The organism is Streptomyces sp. NPDC054849 (genome assembly GCF_053610945.1).
Genome location: NZ_JBSGZI010000033.1, coordinates 1 through 19627, shown reverse-complemented (window position 1 = coordinate 19627; position 19627 = coordinate 1). Strand labels below are relative to the sequence as shown.

Annotated in this window: 18 protein-coding genes; 9 read left to right on the top strand and 9 right to left on the bottom strand. The window is 72.7% G+C overall.

The genetic code is table 11. The features are described from left to right. The first annotated feature begins 82 nt into the window (after positions 1 to 82). The 4 genes from ACWGIF_RS16985 (at position 83) to ACWGIF_RS16970 (ending at position 3253) form a co-directional block, all read left to right on the top strand. Positions 83 to 448, top strand: coding sequence for an Rv2175c family DNA-binding protein (locus ACWGIF_RS16985; protein ID WP_453497576.1), 366 nt, complete (start codon positions 83 to 85; stop codon positions 446 to 448). Positions 449 to 521: 73 nt separating this feature from the next. After that, the gene (gene thiE / locus ACWGIF_RS16980) at positions 522 to 1157 is read left to right on the top strand and encodes a thiamine phosphate synthase (RefSeq protein WP_453497573.1); all 636 of its coding nucleotides are present in this window, start codon (positions 522 to 524) and stop codon (positions 1155 to 1157) included. 261 nt (positions 1158 to 1418) lie between these two features. After that, entirely contained in the window at positions 1419 to 2333 is a 915-nt protein-coding gene (gene metF / locus ACWGIF_RS16975) for a methylenetetrahydrofolate reductase [NAD(P)H] (RefSeq protein ID WP_453497570.1), read from the top strand. Positions 2334 to 2383: 50 nt separating this feature from the next. Further along, positions 2384 to 3253, top strand: coding sequence for a hypothetical protein (locus ACWGIF_RS16970; RefSeq protein ID WP_453497567.1), 870 nt, complete (start codon positions 2384 to 2386; stop codon positions 3251 to 3253). Here the strand turns inward: ACWGIF_RS16970 and ACWGIF_RS16965 are convergent, their stop codons facing one another. From ACWGIF_RS16965 to ACWGIF_RS16945, 5 genes are all read right to left on the bottom strand, one after another. Beyond that, positions 3254 to 4672, bottom strand: coding sequence for a phytoene desaturase family protein (locus ACWGIF_RS16965; RefSeq protein WP_453497564.1), 1419 nt, complete (start codon positions 4670 to 4672; stop codon positions 3254 to 3256). A 37-nt stretch (positions 4673 to 4709) separates the two neighbouring features. Then, the gene (locus tag ACWGIF_RS16960) at positions 4710 to 5336 is read right to left on the bottom strand and encodes a DUF4126 domain-containing protein (protein ID WP_453497561.1); all 627 of its coding nucleotides are present in this window, start codon (positions 5334 to 5336) and stop codon (positions 4710 to 4712) included. Positions 5337 to 5421: 85 nt separating this feature from the next. Continuing rightward, entirely contained in the window at positions 5422 to 5823 is a 402-nt protein-coding gene (locus ACWGIF_RS16955) for a DUF3040 domain-containing protein (protein ID WP_453497558.1), read from the bottom strand. Between the two features lie 292 nt (positions 5824 to 6115). After that, complete coding sequence (locus tag ACWGIF_RS16950; protein WP_453497555.1) at positions 6116 to 6874, bottom strand: methyltransferase; 759 nt, start codon at positions 6872 to 6874, stop codon at positions 6116 to 6118. 73 nt (positions 6875 to 6947) lie between these two features. After that, positions 6948 to 7442 (bottom strand): SAV_6107 family HEPN domain-containing protein, encoded by a 495-nt coding sequence (locus ACWGIF_RS16945; RefSeq protein ID WP_453497552.1) that lies wholly within the window; start codon positions 7440 to 7442, stop codon positions 6948 to 6950. A gap of 172 nt (positions 7443 to 7614) precedes the next feature. Between ACWGIF_RS16945 and ACWGIF_RS16940 the strand changes: the two genes are divergently transcribed. From ACWGIF_RS16940 to ACWGIF_RS16930, 3 genes are read left to right on the top strand one after another with little or no spacing between them, the layout of a single operon-like run. Next, positions 7615 to 8637: an ATP-binding cassette domain-containing protein gene (locus tag ACWGIF_RS16940; protein ID WP_453497549.1), complete on the top strand. Its 1023-nt coding sequence runs from the start codon at positions 7615 to 7617 to the stop codon at positions 8635 to 8637. Beyond that, on the top strand, positions 8609 to 10702 hold the full coding sequence (locus ACWGIF_RS16935; protein WP_453497546.1) for a YhgE/Pip family protein: 2094 nt from the start codon (positions 8609 to 8611) through the stop codon (positions 10700 to 10702). Before ACWGIF_RS16940 ends, ACWGIF_RS16935 begins: the two co-directional genes overlap by 29 nt. A 29-nt stretch (positions 10703 to 10731) precedes the next feature. Continuing rightward, on the top strand, positions 10732 to 11364 hold the full coding sequence (locus ACWGIF_RS16930; protein WP_453497543.1) for a TetR/AcrR family transcriptional regulator: 633 nt from the start codon (positions 10732 to 10734) through the stop codon (positions 11362 to 11364). 669 nt (positions 11365 to 12033) lie between these two features. Here ACWGIF_RS16930 and ACWGIF_RS16925 read toward each other — a convergent pair. The 4 genes from ACWGIF_RS16925 to ACWGIF_RS16910 all read right to left on the bottom strand — a co-directional run bounded on the left by ACWGIF_RS16925 (position 12034) and on the right by ACWGIF_RS16910 (position 17577). Beyond that, entirely contained in the window at positions 12034 to 14448 is a 2415-nt protein-coding gene (locus ACWGIF_RS16925) for a transglutaminase family protein (protein WP_453497540.1), read from the bottom strand. Then, complete coding sequence (locus tag ACWGIF_RS16920; RefSeq protein WP_453497537.1) at positions 14445 to 15815, bottom strand: DUF58 domain-containing protein; 1371 nt, start codon at positions 15813 to 15815, stop codon at positions 14445 to 14447. The genes ACWGIF_RS16925 and ACWGIF_RS16920 overlap by 4 nt, the downstream gene beginning before the upstream one ends. Beyond that, complete coding sequence (locus ACWGIF_RS16915) at positions 15815 to 16825, bottom strand: AAA family ATPase (RefSeq protein WP_453497534.1); 1011 nt, start codon at positions 16823 to 16825, stop codon at positions 15815 to 15817. The genes ACWGIF_RS16920 and ACWGIF_RS16915 overlap by 1 nt, the downstream gene beginning before the upstream one ends. A 137-nt stretch (positions 16826 to 16962) precedes the next feature. Beyond that, positions 16963 to 17577: a beta-class carbonic anhydrase gene (locus tag ACWGIF_RS16910; protein WP_453497531.1), complete on the bottom strand. Its 615-nt coding sequence runs from the start codon at positions 17575 to 17577 to the stop codon at positions 16963 to 16965. A 365-nt stretch (positions 17578 to 17942) separates the two neighbouring features. Between ACWGIF_RS16910 and rsmH the strand changes: the two genes are divergently transcribed. Then, on the top strand, positions 17943 to 18872 hold the full coding sequence (gene rsmH / locus ACWGIF_RS16905; RefSeq protein WP_453497694.1) for a 16S rRNA (cytosine(1402)-N(4))-methyltransferase RsmH: 930 nt from the start codon (positions 17943 to 17945) through the stop codon (positions 18870 to 18872). After that, the gene (locus ACWGIF_RS16900; RefSeq protein WP_453497528.1) at positions 18869 to 19399 is read left to right on the top strand and encodes a hypothetical protein; all 531 of its coding nucleotides are present in this window, start codon (positions 18869 to 18871) and stop codon (positions 19397 to 19399) included. Before rsmH ends, ACWGIF_RS16900 begins: the two co-directional genes overlap by 4 nt. Positions 19400 to 19627 lie beyond the last annotated feature (228 nt).

The window sequence follows — 19627 nt, the reverse complement described above, 5'->3', positions numbered from 1 at the left end:
GGGGCGCGTCCGGGACGGGCCCGCGACCCGGACGGGGCCGCCCAGGTACCGGCGGCGGAGCCGAGATGGCAGGCTTGTGCTCGTGACCGAGATTGACGCAAAGATCGATTCCCTTGTCCCCGCCTGGCTGTACCTCCCCGACATCGCGGAGATGCTCCACATCGAGGTGACCCGGGTCCGCCAGATGGTCAAGGAAGGGCAGCTCATCGCCGTACGCCGGGGTGAGAACCGCGCCCTGCAGGTGCCGGCCCCCTTCATCGACGGCGACAAGGTCGTCAAGGGGCTGGTCGGCCTGCTGACCGTGCTGCGCGACGACCGCTTCACCGACGAAGAGATCCTGGAGTGGCTCTTCACCGAGGATCCGACCCTGCCCGGCACCCCCGTACAGGCGCTGAGCGAGAATCGCGGCACGGAGGTGAAGCGCCGCGCTCAGGCGCTCGCCCTCTGACCTGATCCGCATTCGCTCCACCGCGGTGTACGGGCCCGTGCCCGTACACCGCTTCCATTACGGGGGTACACCCATGCAGCTGTCCGACGCCCGGCTCTACCTCTGCACGGACGCCCGCAAGCGCCAGGGTGACCTCCCCGAGTTCCTCGACGCCGTCCTCGCCGCAGGCGTGGACATCGTCCAGCTCCGCGACAAGGGCATGGAGGCGGGAGAGGAGCTCGAACACCTCCAGGTGTTCGCCGAGGCCGCCCGCCGCCACGGCAAGCTCCTCGCCGTGAACGACCGCGCCGACGTCGCCCACGCCATCGGCTCCGACGTCCTGCACCTCGGCCAGGGCGACATCCCCGTCCCCGCGGCCCGCGCCATCCTCGGCGAGCAGGTGCTGATCGGCCGGTCCTGCCACGCCGAGGACGAGGTCGACGCGGCCGTCGCCGAAGCCGGCGTCGACTACTTCTGCACCGGCCCCTGCTGGCCCACCCCCACCAAGCCCGGACGGCACGCCCCCGGCCTGGACCTGGTCCGGTACGCGGCCTCCGTGGAGCAGGAGCGCCCCTGGTTCGCCATCGGCGGCATCGACGGCGCGAATCTGGACGAGGTGCTGGACGCCGGCGCCACCCGCGTCGTGGTCGTCCGCGCCCTCACCGAGGCCACCGACCCCGGTGCGGCCGCCGCGGATCTCGCCCGGCGCGTGCGGGCCCGGCTCGGCTGAACGCCTGCCGACCTGGCATCCGGCATCCCGGACCTTTCGGCTATCCCGGTTATCCCGGGTCCCCTCGACGCTCTGGATGCAAGGCCACCCCGGAGACCCCGGATCCACCGACCCCCCGGACGCACCGACACCCGGACAGCCGTAGCGCGCCCTTGCGGATTGAGAGCGGCCCGGTGCGCGCCGCGCGGTCAGGTGTCCAAAAACGTGTCCAAAAGACGGACAGCACTTCGGTGTCCGCCGGGCCGCGTCTAACCTGCCCCCATGGCCTCTGGTACCGCTTCCACCTGGTCGGACCGTGCACACACGGTCCGCGACCTTCTCACGTCCGGGCACTCGTACTCCTTCGAGTTCTGGGCGCCGAAGACGGAGAAGGGCGAACGCAACCTCTGGAACGCCCTGCGCCGGGTCGAGGCGGTATCCCCCAGCTTCGTCTCCGTCACCTACGGAGCCGGAGGCTCCACCCGCGGCGGCACGGTCAAGGCCACCCAGGAGATCGCCGCGGACACCACCCTGACCCCGGTCGCACACCTCACCGCCGTGGACCACTCGGTCGCTGAGCTGCGCAATGTCATCGGACAGTTCGCCGACGCCGGGATCCGGAACATGCTCGTCGTGCGCGGAGACCCGCCGGGGGACCCGATGGGCGAGTGGGTGGCGCACCCCGAGGGCGTGCACTACGCCGCCGACCTGGTGCGGCTCGTCAAGGAGTCCGGAGACTTCTGCGTGGGCGTCGCGGCCTTCCCCGAAATGCACCCGCGTTCGACCGACTGGGACACGGACATCCGGCACTTCGTGGACAAGTGCCGCGCCGGTGCGGACTATGCGATCACCCAGATGTTCTTCGATCCGGAGAATTATCTGAGGCTTCGCGACAGCGTCGAGAAGGCGGGCTGCGAGACCCCGATCATCCCCGAGGTCATGCCTGTTGTGGGGATCAAGCAGCTCGACCGGCTGCCCCAACTCAGCAACGCACTCTTCCCCGCGGACGTGAAAGAGCGCATGCTCGCCGTCAAGGACGACCCGGCCGCTGTACGCTCCATTGGCATCGAGTTCGCCACGGAGTTCTGCGCGCGGCTGCTGTCCGAGGGTGTCCCGGGGCTGCACTTCATCACGCTGAACAATTCCACGGCGACTCTCGAAATCTACGAGAACCTGGGCCTGCACCAGCGGGCCTGAGCGGCCATACCCCATTCCCGTGCGGGCGGCCGTACCGAGAGGGGCCACGCATGGGAATGACGGTCCTCTACATCGCGTTCGGCTTCGTCGCGCTGTGGCTGCTTGCCGAGGTCCTGATGCAGTACAAGGCGCGGCTCCGCTGGCGCCTGCTCGCATTCGCCGGCTTCCTCGGCGTGGTCGCCGGGGTGGTCCTGCCGTCCGTGCCGGTCATCGGCGCCGGCGCGGCCGCCTTCGCCGTGGGCCAGACCCTGGTGACGCTGTCCTTCCGCAAGGGCTTCGTCGCCGGCTGGGCGCTGCGCCGCGGCGGGGAACCCGTACGGCAGTCCAGACGCCGCCGCTCCGGGGGCGCCGCGCAGCCGGAGCCGGCGCTGCAGGTCACCTCTCTCGAGTACGAGGACGCGGACGGAACCGCGGACGAGCGGCGGTTCCAGGCCGCGGCCGAGGAGGTCTACAGCCCGCAGCCGGTGCCCGAGGACACCGGTTCGTACGGGATACAGAGCTTCACGCAGACGCCCGACGCCGGCCAGACGGCGGCCTTCGCCTCGCCGTTCACCACGGCGGAGCAGGACGCCCACCAGTACGCGGCGTACTACGACCCGCAGAACCAGGGCGGCGCCAGCGGCGGGTACGACTACTCCGGCGGCTACCCGACGGGTGGGCAACAGCAGGTCTACGCCGCCTACTCCGACCCGTACATCGGCACCGGCGGCGGCGTCGCCCCGCCACAGCCGTACGACTACACCCCGTACGCCGGCTACGGGCAGCAGTACTCGATGGACACGCCCCCCGGCGGGGTCTGGGTCCCGCAGCAGCGGTCCACCGACGGCGCCGGCCAGCCCTACGCGACGGAGGAGCAGGCCGAGCCGCCGCAGCAGTACCCGTACCCCCAGCAGGGCGAGTACGAGCAGTACCGCTACTGATCACTGCGAGCCGCGGAACTCCGCTCCCTCGACGATCAGCCCGGCCACCAGGGCCCCTGTCATCCCGGCGTGCGCCAGTCCGCCGCCGGGATGGGCCCAGCCGCCCGCCAGGTACAGCCCGGGCACGGCCGTGGTGTTGGCCGGGTACAGCAGCCGGCCCCCCGCCCCCGCGAGGGCGGGCGCGGGCACCGCGCCGCCGACCGCACCGGTCACCGCCTCGACATCGGCCGGGGTGCGCACCTCCTGCCACAACAACCGCTCCCGCAGCCCCTGTACGGCCTTCTCCGCGAGGTCCAGCAGTTCGGCGGGCTCCGGCGCCCCGGACCCGTGTACGGCGCTCACCGTGATCGCCTCGTGCTCCTCGTCGGGGCGGGTGGCCGGATCGTCCGGGCGCATGACGGTGACCTGCGCCCCGGAGGCGTGCACCACGGTGCGGTGGACGGCGGTGGCGGGACGCGCCCCGCGCAGCGCGAGCAGGAGCGTGATCCGTCCGGGTACGCCGTCCCCGCGGGCGGGGACCGCCTCCGGCGGCCACGGCGGCGAACCGGCCGGCAGCTGCCGCGGGTCGATCCCGCAGACCACGCAGTCGGCGGCGACCTCGGTGCCGTCGGCCAGCAGCAGCCCTGCCGCCCGGCCGCCGCGGACCAGGACCTCCCGCACCTCCGCGCCGAAGGCGAAGACGACCTTCCGCTCCAGGCAGCGCTCGTACACGGCGGTGGCCAGCGCCCGCATCCCGCCGCGCACGTACCAGCTGCCGAAGGTCTGCTCCATGTACGGGAGGACGGTCGCCGAGCCGGGCGCGGTGGCGGGGTCGATCCCGTAGGTGCGCACCAGGCCGGTCAGCAGCTCCGCGAGGCCGCCGCCGAGCTCCCGGGCGGCCACCTCGGCGAGGGTCGGCGTCCGGCGGCGCAGCAGGCCGCTCCTGCGCAGGGCTGGGTACGGGTCGCCGCCCAGCTCCTGCCGGGCACCGGGCCGCAGCGGCTCCTCCAGCAGCGGGCGGCGGGTGGCGTCCCAGGTGTCCCGGGCGCGGCCCAGCAAGGAGTTCCAGCGCTCGCCCGCGCCCTGGCCGAACGAGGTGTCGAGGGCGGCGGCGACACCGCCGCGCGAGGCGCCCGGCAGAGTGACGTCGATGCCGTGGTGGGGGAGGACGTGGCGGACGGCCGGGTCGACCTGGACCATGTCGACGCAGTCCTCCAGCGACCGCTTGCCCGTCTTCACGAACAGGTCGCGGTAGACGGCGGGCAGGTGCAGCAGCCCGGGGCCGGTGTCGAAGGCGAAACCGTCGCGCTCGTACCGCCCGACCGCTCCGCCGTAGATCGCCCCACGCTCGTACACCGTCACCTGGTGCCCCGCCACGGCCAGCCGGGCCGCCGTCGCCATCGCGCCCATGCCGGCGCCGATCACCGCAATTCGTGCCATGCGGCCGAGCCTATCGACCCCCTCGGGGGCGATGTGGTCAGCGGGGTGGGGCCCCGGTGGCCTCGTGGGCCTCGGTGGCCAGCCGCCTCTCCTCGCGGCGCTGGGCGCGACGGCGCAGGAAGCGGCGGATCCGGGACCACAGGAAGACCAGTATGGCCAGGCCCGCGGCCAGCAGGACGGCCGCGATGATCGCGGCGGCCTCCGGATTGAACATCGCGAAGGTGACGAGACCGGCCACACCGAGGTCCTCGGCGATGCTCATCGCCACGTTGGTGAACGGCTCGGGCGAGGTGTTGATCGCCATCCGGGTGCCGGCCTTGACGAAATGGCTGGCCAGAGCGGTGGAACCGCCGATGGCGCCGGCGGTGATGTCGGAGAGCGAGCCGCTCTGCCCGGCCAGCAGCGCGCCGATCACCGCACCGGACACCGGGCGGATCACGGTGTGGACGGCGTCCCATATGGAGTCGACGTACGGGATCTTGTCGGCGACCGCCTCGCAGAGGAACAGCACCGCCGCGACGATCAGCACGTCCGTGCGCTGCAGCGCGGCGGGGACCTCGTCGGTCAGGCCGGTACGGCCGAAGAGGCCGAGCAGGAGGACCACGGCGTAAGCGTTGATCCCGCTGGCCCAGCCGCTGGTGAAGACCAGGGGGAGCACACTCATTGGATCATCATGCCGTACGGCCTCGCGGAACAGTGAGGGGATGGTCGCACGGTGGCGGCCATCCCCTCACTCACGTCGTCCGGGGCTACTGCCCCTGCTCGTCACGGCGGCGCTGCCACCGTTCCTCGATGCGGGTCATCATCGACCGACGCTGCCGGTTGTGGCCGCGGGCCGAACCACCGGTACTTCCGGAGACGGGCTGCTCGCCAGGCTTGGGTGCCTTGCGCCAACCGGTGACCACCAGGACCGTACATCCCAGCATGACGAGGAACCCCACCACGCTGATCCAGAGCACGTTCGGAATGATCACACCGGTCATGAGGAGCGCGATACCCACCACAATGCCTGCGACTGCCTGGTAGACCCGTCGCCGGGTGTACGTACGCAGTCCGCTTCCCTCAAGCGCTGTCGCGAACTTGGGATCTTCGGCGTACAGCGCTCGCTCCATCTGCTCGAGCATTCGCTGCTCGTGCTCCGAGAGCGGCACGGGAGTCCTCCTCATCCGTCGGTCGCGGGGGGGTAGCGACCAGGGGTCCCCTTCAGGATAGGCGGGGAATCGCCCCCGTGATACCCGCCCTCTACGCCACGTTCAAAAGACACGGCCCAGAAAAACACAGCTTGCAAAGCCACTGCGCGAAACCGTACCGCCGCGGGAGCGGTCACTGAGGCCCTTATTCCCCAATGGCTCGTTCACCATGCCGGTCACTGCTCCCGATCATACGGGGCCGACCGCCGGAACGAAGGGTGAGTGGCCGACTCCGTGCGCGGAAGATCCCAGTTCAGGCGTGCTTCTCGCCCAAGACGTGCAGTTGCGTGGCCACCGCGTGGAAGGCGGGCAGCTCCGCGGCGGCCTCCTCCAGACGCAGCAGCGCCTCCACGGCGCCCGGCTCGGTGTCCACCAGGACGCCGGGAACGAGGTCGGCGAAGATCCGCACGCCGTGCACCGCGCCGACCTCCAGGCCGGCCCCGCCGACCAGCTCGGAGAGCTGTTCGGCGGTGAAGCGGCGCGGCACCGGGTCGCCGGAGCCCCAGCGGCCGGCGGGGTCCGTCAGGGCCGTACGGGCCTCCGTGAAGTGACCGGCCAGCGCGCGGGCGAGGACGGCCCCGCCGAGGCCGGCGGCCAGCAGGCTGAGCGTGCCGCCGGGGCGCAGGGCCGCCACCGTGTTGGCCACGCCCTCGGCCGGGTCGTCCACGTACTCCAGCACGCCGTGGCAGAGCACCACGTCGTAGGCGTCGCGCTCGACGACGTCCAGCAGACCCTGGGCGTCACCCTGGACGCCGCGGACCAGGTCCGCGACGCCGGCCTCGGCGACCCGGCGCTCCAGCCCGAACAGCGCGTTCGGGCTGGGGTCGACCACGGTGACCCGGTGGCCCAGCCGGGCCACCGGTACGGCGAACTTGCCGGTGCCGCCGCCGGTGTCCAGTACGTCGAGCACGTCCCGCCCGGTCGCCTTCACCCGGCGGTCGAGTGCCTCCTTCAGGACCTCCCACACCACGGCGGTGCGAAGGGAGGCGCGGGGGCGGGAAGTGTCCGACACGGCTGATGGCTCCTCGGCGCGGTAAGGGAGAGCGGTGAGTGCCCCACCCTATTGCCTCCGGCAGCCGGGCAGCTCATCCCGCGTCCGGGCGTTCCGTCCGGGGCTCCGGCAGGGTCTGCGGCAGGTGCGGGGACGGTGTCCGGACGGCGAGCATCCGCTCCACCAGGCGCAGGAACATCGAGACGGCGCGCACCAGATCATCCGCGTCACGGCAGCTCGCCGCGTCCGCTATCCCCGCCTCGGCCCGGGCCCGGCGGTCGGCGCCGGAGGCGAAGAGCGCGCTCCACTCGGCCAGCTCCGGCGCTATCTCCGGCAGCACCTCCCACGCGCTGCGGATCCGCGGCCGTCGCCGCGCGTTCACCGGTTCCGGCCGCCCGCGGGCGGCGAGCACGGCCGCGGCGGTGCGCAGCGCGGCGAGGTGGGCGGTGGCGTAGCGCTCGTTGGGACGGGTCAGCCGGGCGGCCTCGGCCAGGCCGCTGCGGGCCTTGGCGAGCAGGTCGAGGGCGGCTGGTGGAGCCGTCGACTTGCGCAGGACGGGGTGGACAGGGGACGGGGACGGTGTGGCCATGACGAACCTCCTGTCGATGCGTTGCCCCCATCGTGACGGGGCCCACTGACAATCACGCTGACCTGCACTTTTTCGGTCGATTAACCGACAACTGCCCCCTCCTGCCCACGTGGTGCTCCGAAGAGTGGTAGTTTTTGAACTGACCGGTCAGTTTAAAAAGAAGGGGGACGGCGTGGACAGCCCGCACGGCGCGGCCGTCAAAGCCGAGGACTTCGGACTCAAGGGCCCGCGCGGCTGGGCCTTCCGAGGGGTCGGCATCGACGCGGCGCCCGGCTCGCTCATCGCGGTCGAAGGCCCCTCCGGCAGCGGCCGGACCTGCCTGCTCCTCGCTCTCACCGGACGTATGAAGCCCACCCGGGGGCACGCCGAGATCGGCGGGCACCGGCTGCCCAAGAAGATGGCCGCCGTACGCCGGATCGCCGCCCTCGGCCCGGTCCCCGGGGTCAACGACCTCGACCAGTCCCTCACCGTCGCGGAACAGCTGCGCGAGGGCGCGCTGCTCCAGCGCCGCTACGACGCTCCGGTCCGCGCCCTGCTGAGGCCCCGGGCCGAGCGCCGCGCCCGCGCCGAGGCCCGGATCGACGCGGCCCTGGCCGCCGCCGGACTGGACCTCGACACGCTGCCCAAGGGGGCGCGCACCTCCGTACGGGACCTGGAACGCCTGGAGTCCGTACGGCTGTCCGTGGCCATCGCCCTGCTGGGCTCCCCGCGGCTGCTGGCCCTCGACGACCTCGACCTGAAGCTCTCGGACACCGAACGCGCCGAGGCCTGGGACCTGCTGCGCTCGATCACCGCCGGCGGGACCACCGTCATCGCGGCGTGCAGCGAGGCGCCCGCCGACGCGGTGGTCCTGCGGACCTGCCCCAAGGAGCCGGACGGTCCGCAGGCGCCCGCCGCCGCACCGACGGCCCCGCCCGGCGGCGGCGACGCGCGGAAGGTCGCGTGGGAAACCCCCGCGAAGGGCGGCCCCGCTGCGGAGGCGGACTGCGAGGCGGATGCCGACCAGGAGCCGGACACCGACGCGGACGCGGACGGCGAGAACGACACGGGCACCGACGGCGAGAACGACGCCGACGGCGAGAACGACGCCGACACCGAGATGGACCTCGACGCCGACGCCGGCACCGACACCGACACCGAGAACGACGACACGAAGGGGGCGGACGATGCGCTCGCCGAAGCTGGCCGCGCTTGAGCTGAAGCGGTTCGGGCGGGGGAAGCTGCCCCGGGCCGCTCTCGTCGCGCTGCTCCTGCTGCCGCTGCTCTACGGAGCCCTGTACCTCTGGTCCTTCTGGGACCCGTACAGCCGTCTCGACAAGGTGCCCGTCGCCCTCGTCAACGCCGACCGCGGCGCGACCGTCGACGGCAAGCGGTTGGACGCGGGGGGTGAGATCACCGAGAAGCTCCGCGACAGCAAGGCCTTCGAGTGGCACGAGGTGAGCGCCAAGCAGGCGGCCAAGGGGCTGGAGAACGGCACGTACTACCTCACCCTGACCATGCCGGCGGACTTCAGCGAGAAGATCGCCTCCAGCTCGGGCGACGACCCCACCACCGGGGCCCTCCAGGTGCGCACCAACGACGCCAACAACTACGTCGTCGGCTCCATCTCGCGCTCCGTCTTCTCCGAGGTCCGCTCCGCGGCGTCCGCCAACGCCTCCCGTGGCTTCCTCGACAAGATCTTCGTCAACTTCTCCGACCTGCACGACAAGACGGCCGAGGCCGCCGACGGCGCCGACAAGCTCAAGGACGGCGCGGGCAAGGCCAAGGACGGCGCGAAGGAACTCGCGGACGGCCTCGACACCGCAGAGGAGAAGACCGGTGAACTCAACAGCGGCCTGAAGAAGCTCAACTCGGCCGCGACCAAGCTGGAGACCGGCTCGAAGGACGTCGCGGACGGCACCCAGGCCCTCGCCGACAAGGTCAACGGGGCCGCCGACAAGGCCCGCCCCTTCGTCAAGGACCCCAAGAACCTCGCGGACACCGCCGAACTGGTCGCCGACAGCGCGAAGGTGGTCAACGACCACCTCGCCACGTTCGTCGAGAAGGCCCCGGCCGCCGCCTCCGTCGCCAAGAAGGCCTCCACCGGCGCGGACGCGTACTACACCAGGCACTGCGTCACCCCCGGCGCCGAACCGCACCTCGCCTCCTGCCCCGACCTGAAGCTGGTCAAGGACGACGCGGCCAAGGCCGCCGAACTCGCCGGGGAGGTCAGCACCCTGGCCAAGAGCGCGAGCGGCGACGTCGCCAAGCTCCGCACCCAGCTGACCGACCTGGAGAAGAAGGCCCGCGAGCTCGTCGACAAGGCCCCCCAGCTCGCGGGCGACCTCGACGCGGCCGTCGCGAAGGTCAACGCCCTCAACACCGGCGCCCACAAGGTCGCCACCGGCATGGCCCAGCTGCACACCGGCCTCGGCTCGGCCGCCAGCGGCTCCGGCGCCCTCAGCGACGGCGTCGGCAAGCTCGGCGACGGCGCCCACCGCCTCGACAGCGGCATGTACAAGCTCGTCGACGGCACCGGGGAGCTCGCCGGCGGCCTGCACGAGGGCGCCGGCAAGATCCCCGACTACGACCAGCAGCAGCGCGACACGCGCACCGAGGTCATGGCCGACCCGATCAAGCTCGCCAACCAGTCCCTGCACAAGGCGCCCAACTACGGCACCGGCTTCGCCCCGTACTTCATCCCGCTGTCCCTCTGGGTGGGCGCGATGGTCGCCTACATGCTGATCGCGCCGATGAACCGGCGTGCCCTGTCCGCGGGCGCGTCGCCCTGGCGGATCGCCCTCGCCGGCTGGCTGCCCGTGGTGGGGATCGGCACCGCCCAGGTCGCCCTGCTGATGTCCGTGCTCCGCTGGGCCCCGGACCTCGGCCTGGAGATGGCCCACCCGGCCCTCACCATCGCCTTCCTGCTGCTGGTCACCGCCTGCTTCGCGGCGATCATCCAGTGGCTCAACGCCAAGTTCGGCGCGGCCGGGCGGATCCTGGTCCTCGCCGTCCTGATGCTGCAGCTGACCTCGGCGGGCGGCACCTACCCCGTCCAGACCAGCCCGGACTTCTTCAACGACATCCACCCCTACCTGCCGATGTCGTACGTGGTCGAGAGCCTGCGCCACCTCATCACCGGCGGCGACCTCGGCCCGGTATGGCAGGGCTTCGCGGTCCTCACGGCCTTCACGGTCGGAGCCCTCGCCCTCACCGCGCTCGCCGCCCGCGGCAAGCAGGTGTGGACGATGGACCGACTGCACCCGGAACTGAGCCTGTAGGGACGTGTTGACCTGTGACAATCAGCGCCATGGAAAGCAGCAGCACCGGTACGGGCAGCATCGGCGGCCGTCGCCAGGCCACCCGGCAGAAGCTCTACGAAGCGGCCGTGACCCTCATCGCCGAAAAGGGCTTCTCCGCGACCACGGTCGAGGAGATCGCCGAGCGGGCGGGCGTCGCGAAGGGCACCGTCTACTACAACTTCGCGAGCAAGAACGACCTCTTCGAGGAACTGCTGCGGCACGGCGTCGGGCTGCTCACGGTCTCGCTGCGGACGGCGGCGGAGGAGACGGAGGCGCGCGGCGGCAGCCGCGTCGAGGCCCTCGACGCGATGATCCGCGCGGGGCTGGTCTTCATCGACCGGTATCCGGCCTTCACCCAGCTCTACGTCGCCGAGCTGTGGCGGACCAACCGCGCATGGCAGTCCACGCTGATGGTGGTCCGCCAGGAGGCGGTGGCCGTCGTGGAGAACGTGCTGCGCGAGGGCGTCGAGCGCGGTGAGCTGAGCGCAGAGATCGACGTGCCGCTCACCGCGGCCGCGATGGTCGGGATGGTGCTGGTGGCCGCGCTGGACTGGCAGTCGTTCCAGAGCGAGCGGTCTTTGGACGACGTCCACTCTGCGCTGTCGCTGCTGCTGCGGGGCCGGGTCAGCGGCAACCGCTGACCCGGCGGCCGACCCGCCGGGGACCCCCCAGTCGGCGGTGCCGCGCGGGTGCGTCAGCCCGTACAACTGGTGGGGCCTGCCGCGGCAGCTGAGTATCCGTACCTAGGCGCGGAGATGAGTACGCGCGCGGATGGCTCCCACCTGCGCAGACGCCAGACTGGGAGCAACGGACAGGGGCCCGGTCCGCACCGCCGGCACGGGGCTGCGGAGCGGACCGGGTGCCTCCTTCCGTGCCGGGTGGGGGAACGGTGAACACGGCGGGGCTCGGGGGGATCGAGCCTCGCCGTTTCGCATCCGCGGGTCTGCCGTGCCGCGCAGCCGCAGGAGCCAGGGCTCCGGCTCCTGACGCCCGCGCCTCAATCGCAGGCGAGGCTCCAAGACCGGGGCTCTGCCCCAGACCCCGCGCCTCAATCGCCGGGGCTGATCGTGCCCGGGCCGGGATCAACGGCCAGGGTTCCGCCCCCGACCCCGTGCTTCGGTCGCCTACAGGCTGAATGCGTCCGGCGGGGCTGGGGAATTCAGCCCCGCCGGCGTTTGAGGCGCGGGTCCGGGCAGAGCCCGGGAAGCGGGCCTCAGCGGTGGCTGCGTACCGCGGGTCCGGGCAGAGCCCGGCCCCGCCTCAGTGCCGGCCTCGTACCGCGCGCCCCGGCAGGGCCCGCGAGGTGGGGCTCAGCCGCGGCCTCGTAGGGGGAGGCGCAGGCGCAGGGTGGTCAGGCGGGTCGAGGCCGCCGCGGCCACCGCCGACCACCGGTTCGAGGCCGCCCAGGAGAGGCGTGCCGCCGAGCGGGGCAGCAGCAGGGCCCGCAGCCGGGCCGGACGGCCCACCGCGGCCAGCAGACCCGCGTGGGCCAGCAGCACGTCGTCCGCCAGCCCCTCGTACGAGACGTCCGCACCCGGCGGCGCGTACAGGGCCCGTTCCACCGCACCCGCGACCCGGTGGACCGCCTCCGCGGCGTCCGGCTCCAGGCCGCCCAGGTCCACGATCCGGCTCGCCGCCCGGCGCGGGGACAGCGCCTCGTCCGGGACCACGCCCACGTCCCAGGCGCTGTCGCCCAGCTCCCGCCAGGCCGTCAGGACCTCCCGGGTCCCCAGGCGGCGGGCCCGCAGCCGGGTTCGCCACAGCAGCGGCAGCAGGGGCACGCCCAGCACCGCCGCCACGGCCGCCGCCCAGCCGAGGATCGTCGCCGCCGACGGCCCGTCGTCGTGGGGGGTGGTCTGCGTCGGCGCGGCCGCCCCGCACTCGCCGAGCTTCTTCATCGACGGCGGGCACTCGTCGGCCTTCGACGGCGCCGCCGTCGGCTGCGCGGCGCCCTGCGAGGGCAGCGGGGCCGGCGCGGACGGCTGCTGGGCCGTCGGCGTCTGGGCCCGGGAGTAGTCCGGCACGTTGATGCCGGCCCGGGGCGTCGGCTCGAACCGGGTCCAGCCCACGCCCTCGAAGTACAGCTCGGGCCAGGCGTGCGCGTCCCGCATCGAGACGTTCACGCTGCCGTCCGACTGCTTCTCACCGGGCGTGAAGCCCACCGCCACCCGGGCCGGGATGCCCAGCGAGCGGGACATCGCCGCCATCGAGAACGCGAAGTGGACGCAGAAGCCCTCCTTGTCGGCGAGGAACCGGGCGACCGCCTGCGGACCCGTGCCCGAGGCGGTCCTCGTGTTGTAGCGGAATCCACCGTTCACGGCGAAGAAGTCCTGCAGCTTCACCGCTCGCGTGTAGTCGTCCTTCGATCCCTGCGTCACCTGGCGGGCCGTCTCGCCGACCACCGGCGGCAGATTCTCCGGGAGCTTCGTGTACTCGGCCTTGATCTGCGGGTCCGGCCCCGGGGCGCTCTGCAGCTGCTGCGCGGTCGGGTTCAGCAGCAGACTGCGCACGGTGTACGCCGAGCCCTGGACGTTCTGGAACCTGTCCCGGCCCAGCTGGTCACCGACCAGCGTCCGGCCGACGGGCTCGAACCGCCACTTCCCGCCGATCTCCACCGACGTCGCCGGATACGGCATCGGGAGGTAGCGCTGGGTGAAGGTGTCCGCCGCCGTGATGTTGGTGCGCACCTCCGAGGCGGTGGTGCGGACCGCACCGCCGAGCCCGGGCGGCTCGGGCATCCGCTTCGGCACGTCGACCAGGGCCCGCCCGGAGGCCTCCCACTTGACGCCGTTGAACTCGTCCAGCGCCACGATCCGGAGGTACTGCTCGCTCTGCTGCGGATTGTCCGTGCGGTACTTCAGCACCACACGGTTGTCCGGCGTGTTCAGGTTGCTCTGCAGGGAGACCAGCGGGTTGACCGCCGAGATCGTCCCGCCCGCGCCGCCGCTCTCCGCGCCCTCCTGGTTGCCGCCCAGCAGGCCGCCGCCGAGCGCGGGCAGCGCCGCCGGCACGGCCAGCGCCAGCCCCAGGGTTATCGCGCCGATCCGCCGGCCGAACCGCACCGGGGCCGTCGCCTGTCCGCCGCCGCTGCTGAGGCCGGAGTCGGCCGAGCCCCGGCCGCGCGGGGCCGCGCCGAAGACCCGGCCCCACTGCGCGAGCCGGTCCCGGCCTTCGGCCAGCAGCATCATCAGGTAGCCGCAGCCCGCCAGCAGGAAGGAGACCCAGGAGGCCTCCCCGCCGCCCGACAGGCCCGCGGCCACCGAGTACAGGGCGAGCAGCGGCAGTCCGGCCGCGGCGGCCGTCCGCGCGGTCACCGCCAGCGTGTCCACCAGCAGCCCGATCAGCAGCACCCCGGACACCAGCAGCAGCCGGATGCCGTCCGTCAGCGGGGCCGGGATGGCGAACTCGCCCACGTCTTTGACGCCCTGCCCGAACAGCGCGCCGAAATCCGTCACCAGATAGGCCAGCGGCCCGTCCCCGTCGGACTCGCCCTTGCCGGCGAAGAGGAACGCGAGCAGCAGCAGCGACACCAGCAGCTGCGCGGCCACGGTCAGCGACCGGGCCAGCGGCACCCGCCGCGCCCCGGCCCCGACCGCGCTCTGCACGATCAGCAACAGCGCCGCCTGGAGCAGCCAGACCGTCGAATCCACCAGCGGGCTCAGCGACCACGAGGTGAGGAGAGTCGCCAGTGCCGCGAACACCGTCAGTTTCGCGCGCCCGCTCATTCCCGACCTCCGAAGGTTCCCGTACCGACGCGAGCGGTCCCCGCCTGTCGCCACAGCTCGCCGAAGGCCACCCCGGGCGGGGCGGCCAGCGCCGTCCAGCCCGCGTCGCGCAGCCGGTGCAGCCGCTCCTCCAGCGGGGTCACGGCGTGCCCCGGCGCGGGCTGCCCGCCCCAGGCCGCGGTGTCCAGGACGAAGGCCATCGCGCCCGAGGTGCGCTGGCGCATCTTGGCCGCCAGTTCGGTCTGTACGTCGTCCAGGTCGCCGAAGAAGGCGATGAGGAGCCCGTCACCGCCCCCGCCGTGGAAGCCCCCGCCGCCGCGCACGGCGTCGTAGGCCCGCGAGAGCCCGGCGCCGTCGGAGTGGCCGACCACCGCGAGGGTGTCCATCATCAGTCCGGCGGCCTCGGCGGACTCCTGTCCGCCGGAGGAGAATCCGCCACCCCCCTCTCCCGGCACCGAGTTCCCGGTGTCCGTGAGGAGCCGCACCGAGAAGCCCTGCTCCAGCACGTGGACCAGGCTGGAGGCGGCAGCCGAGACGGCCCACTCGAAGGCGGAGTCGGGGCCGGCGCCGTCGTAGGCCAGGCCCCGGGTGTCCAGCAGGACGGTGGCCCGGCTGCGCTGCGGCTGCTCCTCGCGGCGGACCATGAGCTCGCCGTAGCGGGCGGTGGAGCGCCAGTGCACCCGGCGCAGGTCGTCGCCGCGCCGGTAGCCGCGCGGGATCACGTCGTCGTCGCCGGCCAGGGCCAGCGAGCGGCGGCTGCCGTCGCCGTAGCCGTTGGACTCGCCGGTCAGGCGGACCGGCGGCAGCGGCTCGGTGCGCGGGATGACGGTGAGGGTGTCGTAGGTACTGAACGAGCGGGTCAGCTCGACCAGCCCGAAGGGGTCGGTCAGCCGCAGCTGGAGCGGGCCCAGGGGATAGCGGCCGCGCAGGTCGGAGCGGACCCGGTAGGACACCTCGCGGCGCCCGCCGGGCTCGACCCGGTCCAGTACGAAGCGGGGGCGCGGGCCCAGGACGTAAGGCACCCGGTCCTGGAGCATCAGCAGGCCGGTGGGCAGTCGCGAGACGTTGTCCATGCGCAGCTGCACCCGGGCCTCGGAGCCCGCGGGCACCCGTCCCGGGCTCAGCCGACGGCTGCCGGAGACCCGGTAGCGGGTGCGGTGCAGGGCGTAGACGCAGATCAGCGGCAGGAGCGCGAGCAGCAGGCCGACCCGCAGCAGTTCGCCCTGGCCCAGGACGTACGCACACGCGGCGGCGGCTATCCCGGCGGCCAGGAACGAGCGGCCCCGGGTGGTCAGCCCCGACAGCGAGGCACGCAGCCCGCCCCCGTCCCCCGCGCCGCCGGCGCCGCGCGGGGCACCGGCGCTCATCAGAAGCCCCGGATGCCCGCGCCGGGCGGCATTTCGCCGCGGGCGTGTGCGGCCGGGACGGGGGTGCGCTGGAGGATCTCGGCGACGACCTGCTCGGAGGTGCGCCGGTTGAGCTGGGCCTGCGCGGTGGGCAGCAGCCGGTGCGCGAGGACCGGGCCGGCCAGCGCCTGGACGTCGTCGGGCAGGACGTAGTCACGTCCGGCGAGCGCGGCGGAGGCCTTCACGGCGCGCAGCAGGTGCAGGGTGGCGCGGGGCGAGGCGCCGAGCCGCAGGTCGGGGTGGCTGCGTGTGGCGGAGACCAGGTCGACGACGTAACGCCGGACCGGCTCGGCCACGTACACCTCGCGGACCGCCTCTATCAGCTTGATGATCTCGTGGGCGTGCGCGACGGCCGTCAGGTCGTCGAGCGGGGAGAGCCCGCCGTGCACGTCGAGCATCTGCAGCTCGGCCTCGGGGCTGGGGTAGCCGACGGAGACGCGGGCCATGAAGCGGTCGCGCTGGGCCTCGGGCAGCGGGTACGTGCCCTCCATCTCCACCGGGTTCTGGGTGGCGACGACCATGAAGGGGCTCGGCAGCGTGTACGTCGTGCCGTCGATGGTGACCTGGCGCTCCTCCATCGACTCCAGCAGCGCCGACTGGGTCTTCGGCGAGGCGCGGTTGATCTCGTCGCCGATGACGATCTGCGCGAAGATCGCACCCGGCTTGAACTCGAACTCGCGGCGCTGCTGGTCGTAGATGCTGACACCGGTGATGTCGGAGGGCAGCAGGTCCGGCGTGAACTGGATGCGCTGCACCGAGCAGTCGATGGACTTGGCGAGTGTCTTCGCCAGCATCGTCTTGCCGACGCCGGGCACGTCCTCGATCAGCAGGTGCCCCTCGGCGAGCAGCACGGTCAGCGCGAGGCGTACGACCTCGGGCTTGCCCTCGATCACGCTCTCGACCGAGTGGCGCACCCGCTCCGCCGTGCTGGTCAGATCCGCGAGGCTCGCTCGGTCGTCATACGTCGTCACCTTGGTTCTCCTCGGCCCTTTCCCAGGGCCGACGCCCTTGGCGCATGACCGGCCCACCCCGAAACACGGACACCGGCTCCGGGGGATCCCGGGTGGTGCCACCCCGCATTCTTGACGGCGTTACGGCCTCGTGTCACTCAAGAGCTGGGATCGATCTCCCGCAGGAGCCCGGTGTGCACATCGAAGACGAAGCCTCGCACATCGTCTTTGAAGGGAAGGAAGGGGTTCGTGCGAACCCGCTGCATGGACTGGCGGACGTCCTGGTCCACGTCCCGGAAGGCCTCGACGGCCCAGGCGGGACGCTGGCCGACCTCGTCCTCGAGCTCGTGCCGGAAGTCCTCGGTCAGGCTTTCGAGGCCGCAGCCGGTGTGGTGGATGAGTATCACCGTGCGGGTGCCCAGCGCCCGCTGGCTGATGGTGAGGGAGCGGATGGTGTCGTCGGTGACCACACCGCCCGCGTTGCGGATGGTGTGGCAGTCGCCCAGTTCGAGGCCGAGCGCGGCATGGAGGTCGAGGCGGGCGTCCATGCACGCGACGACGGCTACCTGCAGGACGGGGCGGGCGTCCATGCCGGGGTCGGAGAACTTCGCGGCGTAGCGCTGATTCGCCTGGACGAGCCGGTCGGTGACGGATCCGCCGGCGGATGCCTTGGGTGCGGACTCGGCAGGCAGGGATGCGGAAGTCGTCATGGATACGACGGTAGTGGTCACGGGAGGTAAAGGCCTTGCGTGAGGACGGACAAAGAACGTCAACAAGGCTTGTTGTGAGCTAACCCACAGGGGTGGGGGCAAGGCGGCCGTCCGGGTGATTCGCGCCTTTTGCCGGTTGGATCCGAGAGCTGTGCACGGCGCGCGCAGGCGGTTCGTTGACCGCGGCGACCGTTGCACTAAAGTGACGCGAACCGGCCGGAGCCCGGCCCTGACCGGCCGCCCGGCCCCCGAAGAACACTCCGCGTGCGCGGCGCGTACGTACGGCCCGGCCCTCTCCCGCTCACCGGCCGGCCGGCGCCACTTCCCCGGCGTCGGCCGGGCAGGGCGGGGGACCCGGTGGTGCGTACGCCTGCCGCGCCGTTATCTGAGAGGGCGCTTTGACTAGCGAGTCCCGACATGTCCCGGTGATGCTCCAGCGGTGCCTGGACCTGTTGGCCCCGGCGCTGGAGAGGCCCGGGGCCGTCGTCGTCGACTGCACCCTCGGCCTCGGCGGCCACAGCGAGGCCCTGCTGACCCGGTTCCCCGAGGCGCGTCTGATCGGCCTCGACCGCGACAAGGATGCCCTGCGGCTCTCCGGCGAGCGGCTCGCGCCCTTCGGCGACCGGGCCACCCTCGTCCACGCGATCTACGCCGACCTCGCCGAGGTCCTGGACGGGCTGGGCCTCCCGACCGTCCAGGGCATCCTCTTCGACCTGGGCGTCTCCTCCATGCAGCTGGACGAGGCCGACCGGGGGTTCGCGTACGCGCAGGACGCGCCGCTGGACATGCGGATGGACCAGACGACGGGCATCAGCGCCGCCGAGGTCCTGAACACCTACGCACCCGGCGAGCTCGTCCGGATCCTGCGCCAGTACGGCGAGGAGAAGCAGGCCAAGCGGATCGTCTCCGCGATCGTCCGGGGACGCGAGAAGGAGCCCTTCACCAACAGCGCCCGGCTCGTCGAGCTGATCCGCGACGCCCTGCCGCAGGCCGCCAAGCGGACCGGCGGCAACCCGGCCAAGCGGACCTTCCAGGCGCTGCGCATCGAGGTCAACGGCGAGCTCTCGGGGCTGGAGCGGGCCATTCCGGCGGCGGTGGACCGGATCGCGGTCGGCGGCCGGATCGCCGTGCTCTCGTACCACTCGCTGGAGGACCGCCTGGTCAAGCAGGTCTTCGCGGCGGGCGCGGCCTCCACGGCCCCGCCCGGGCTGCCGGTGGTGCCGGAGAAGTACCAGCCGAAGCTGAAACTGCTGACCCGCGGCGCGGAGCTGCCGACCGAGGAGGAGATCGCCGAGAACCGGCGGGCCGCCCCGGCGAGGTTCCGCGGGGTCGAACGCATCCGGGAGGCGCGACTGTGACCAAGGCCGGGAAGGTCGCCACGCTGACCCGCGGGCAGGCGGCCCGCCTCGGCCGGGCGCTCGGAGGCCGCCCGGTCCGCCAGCGGCCCGGCGGGCAGGCGGCGCGGATGCCGTTCGTGCTGCTGGTCGTCGCCCTGCTCGCCGGAGGACTGATCAGCCTGCTGCTGCTGAACTCGGCGCTCAACGAGGGCTCCTTCCAGCTCAGCAAGCTGAAGAAGGAGACCACCGCCCTCACCGACGAGGAGCAGGCCCTGCAGCGCGACGTGGACGCCTACTCGGCGCCCGACGCGCTCCAGCGCCGGGCGCAGGAGCTGGGCCTGGTACCGGGCGGCAGCCCTGTCTTCCTCGGCCCGGACGGCAAGGTCACCGGCAGTGCCGCGCCGGCCGAACCGCCTGCCCCGTCGGTGACGCCGAGCCCGGCCGCCCCGGCTCCGGTCTCGCCTTCGCCTTCGCCTTCGGCGTCGGCCTCGGCCCCGCCCGCGGCACAGCCTTCGCAGCAGCAGCCCACCCCCAACCCAGGTCGGTGACGTCGTGACGCGGATCCCTGCGGGGCCTTTCCCCACCCCACCCTTCCCCCGTTCCCCGGGCTCCGCCCGGACCCGGTCCTCGATCGCCGGACGGGCTGGATGTCAGCCTCGCCGGCGTTCGAGGCGCGGGGCACGGGGCGGAGCCCCGGGTCTTCCAGCCTCGCCGGCGTTCGAGGCGCGGGGTACGGGGCGGAGCCCCGGGAAGCCGGGCGCGGCCCTGTCCGGGGC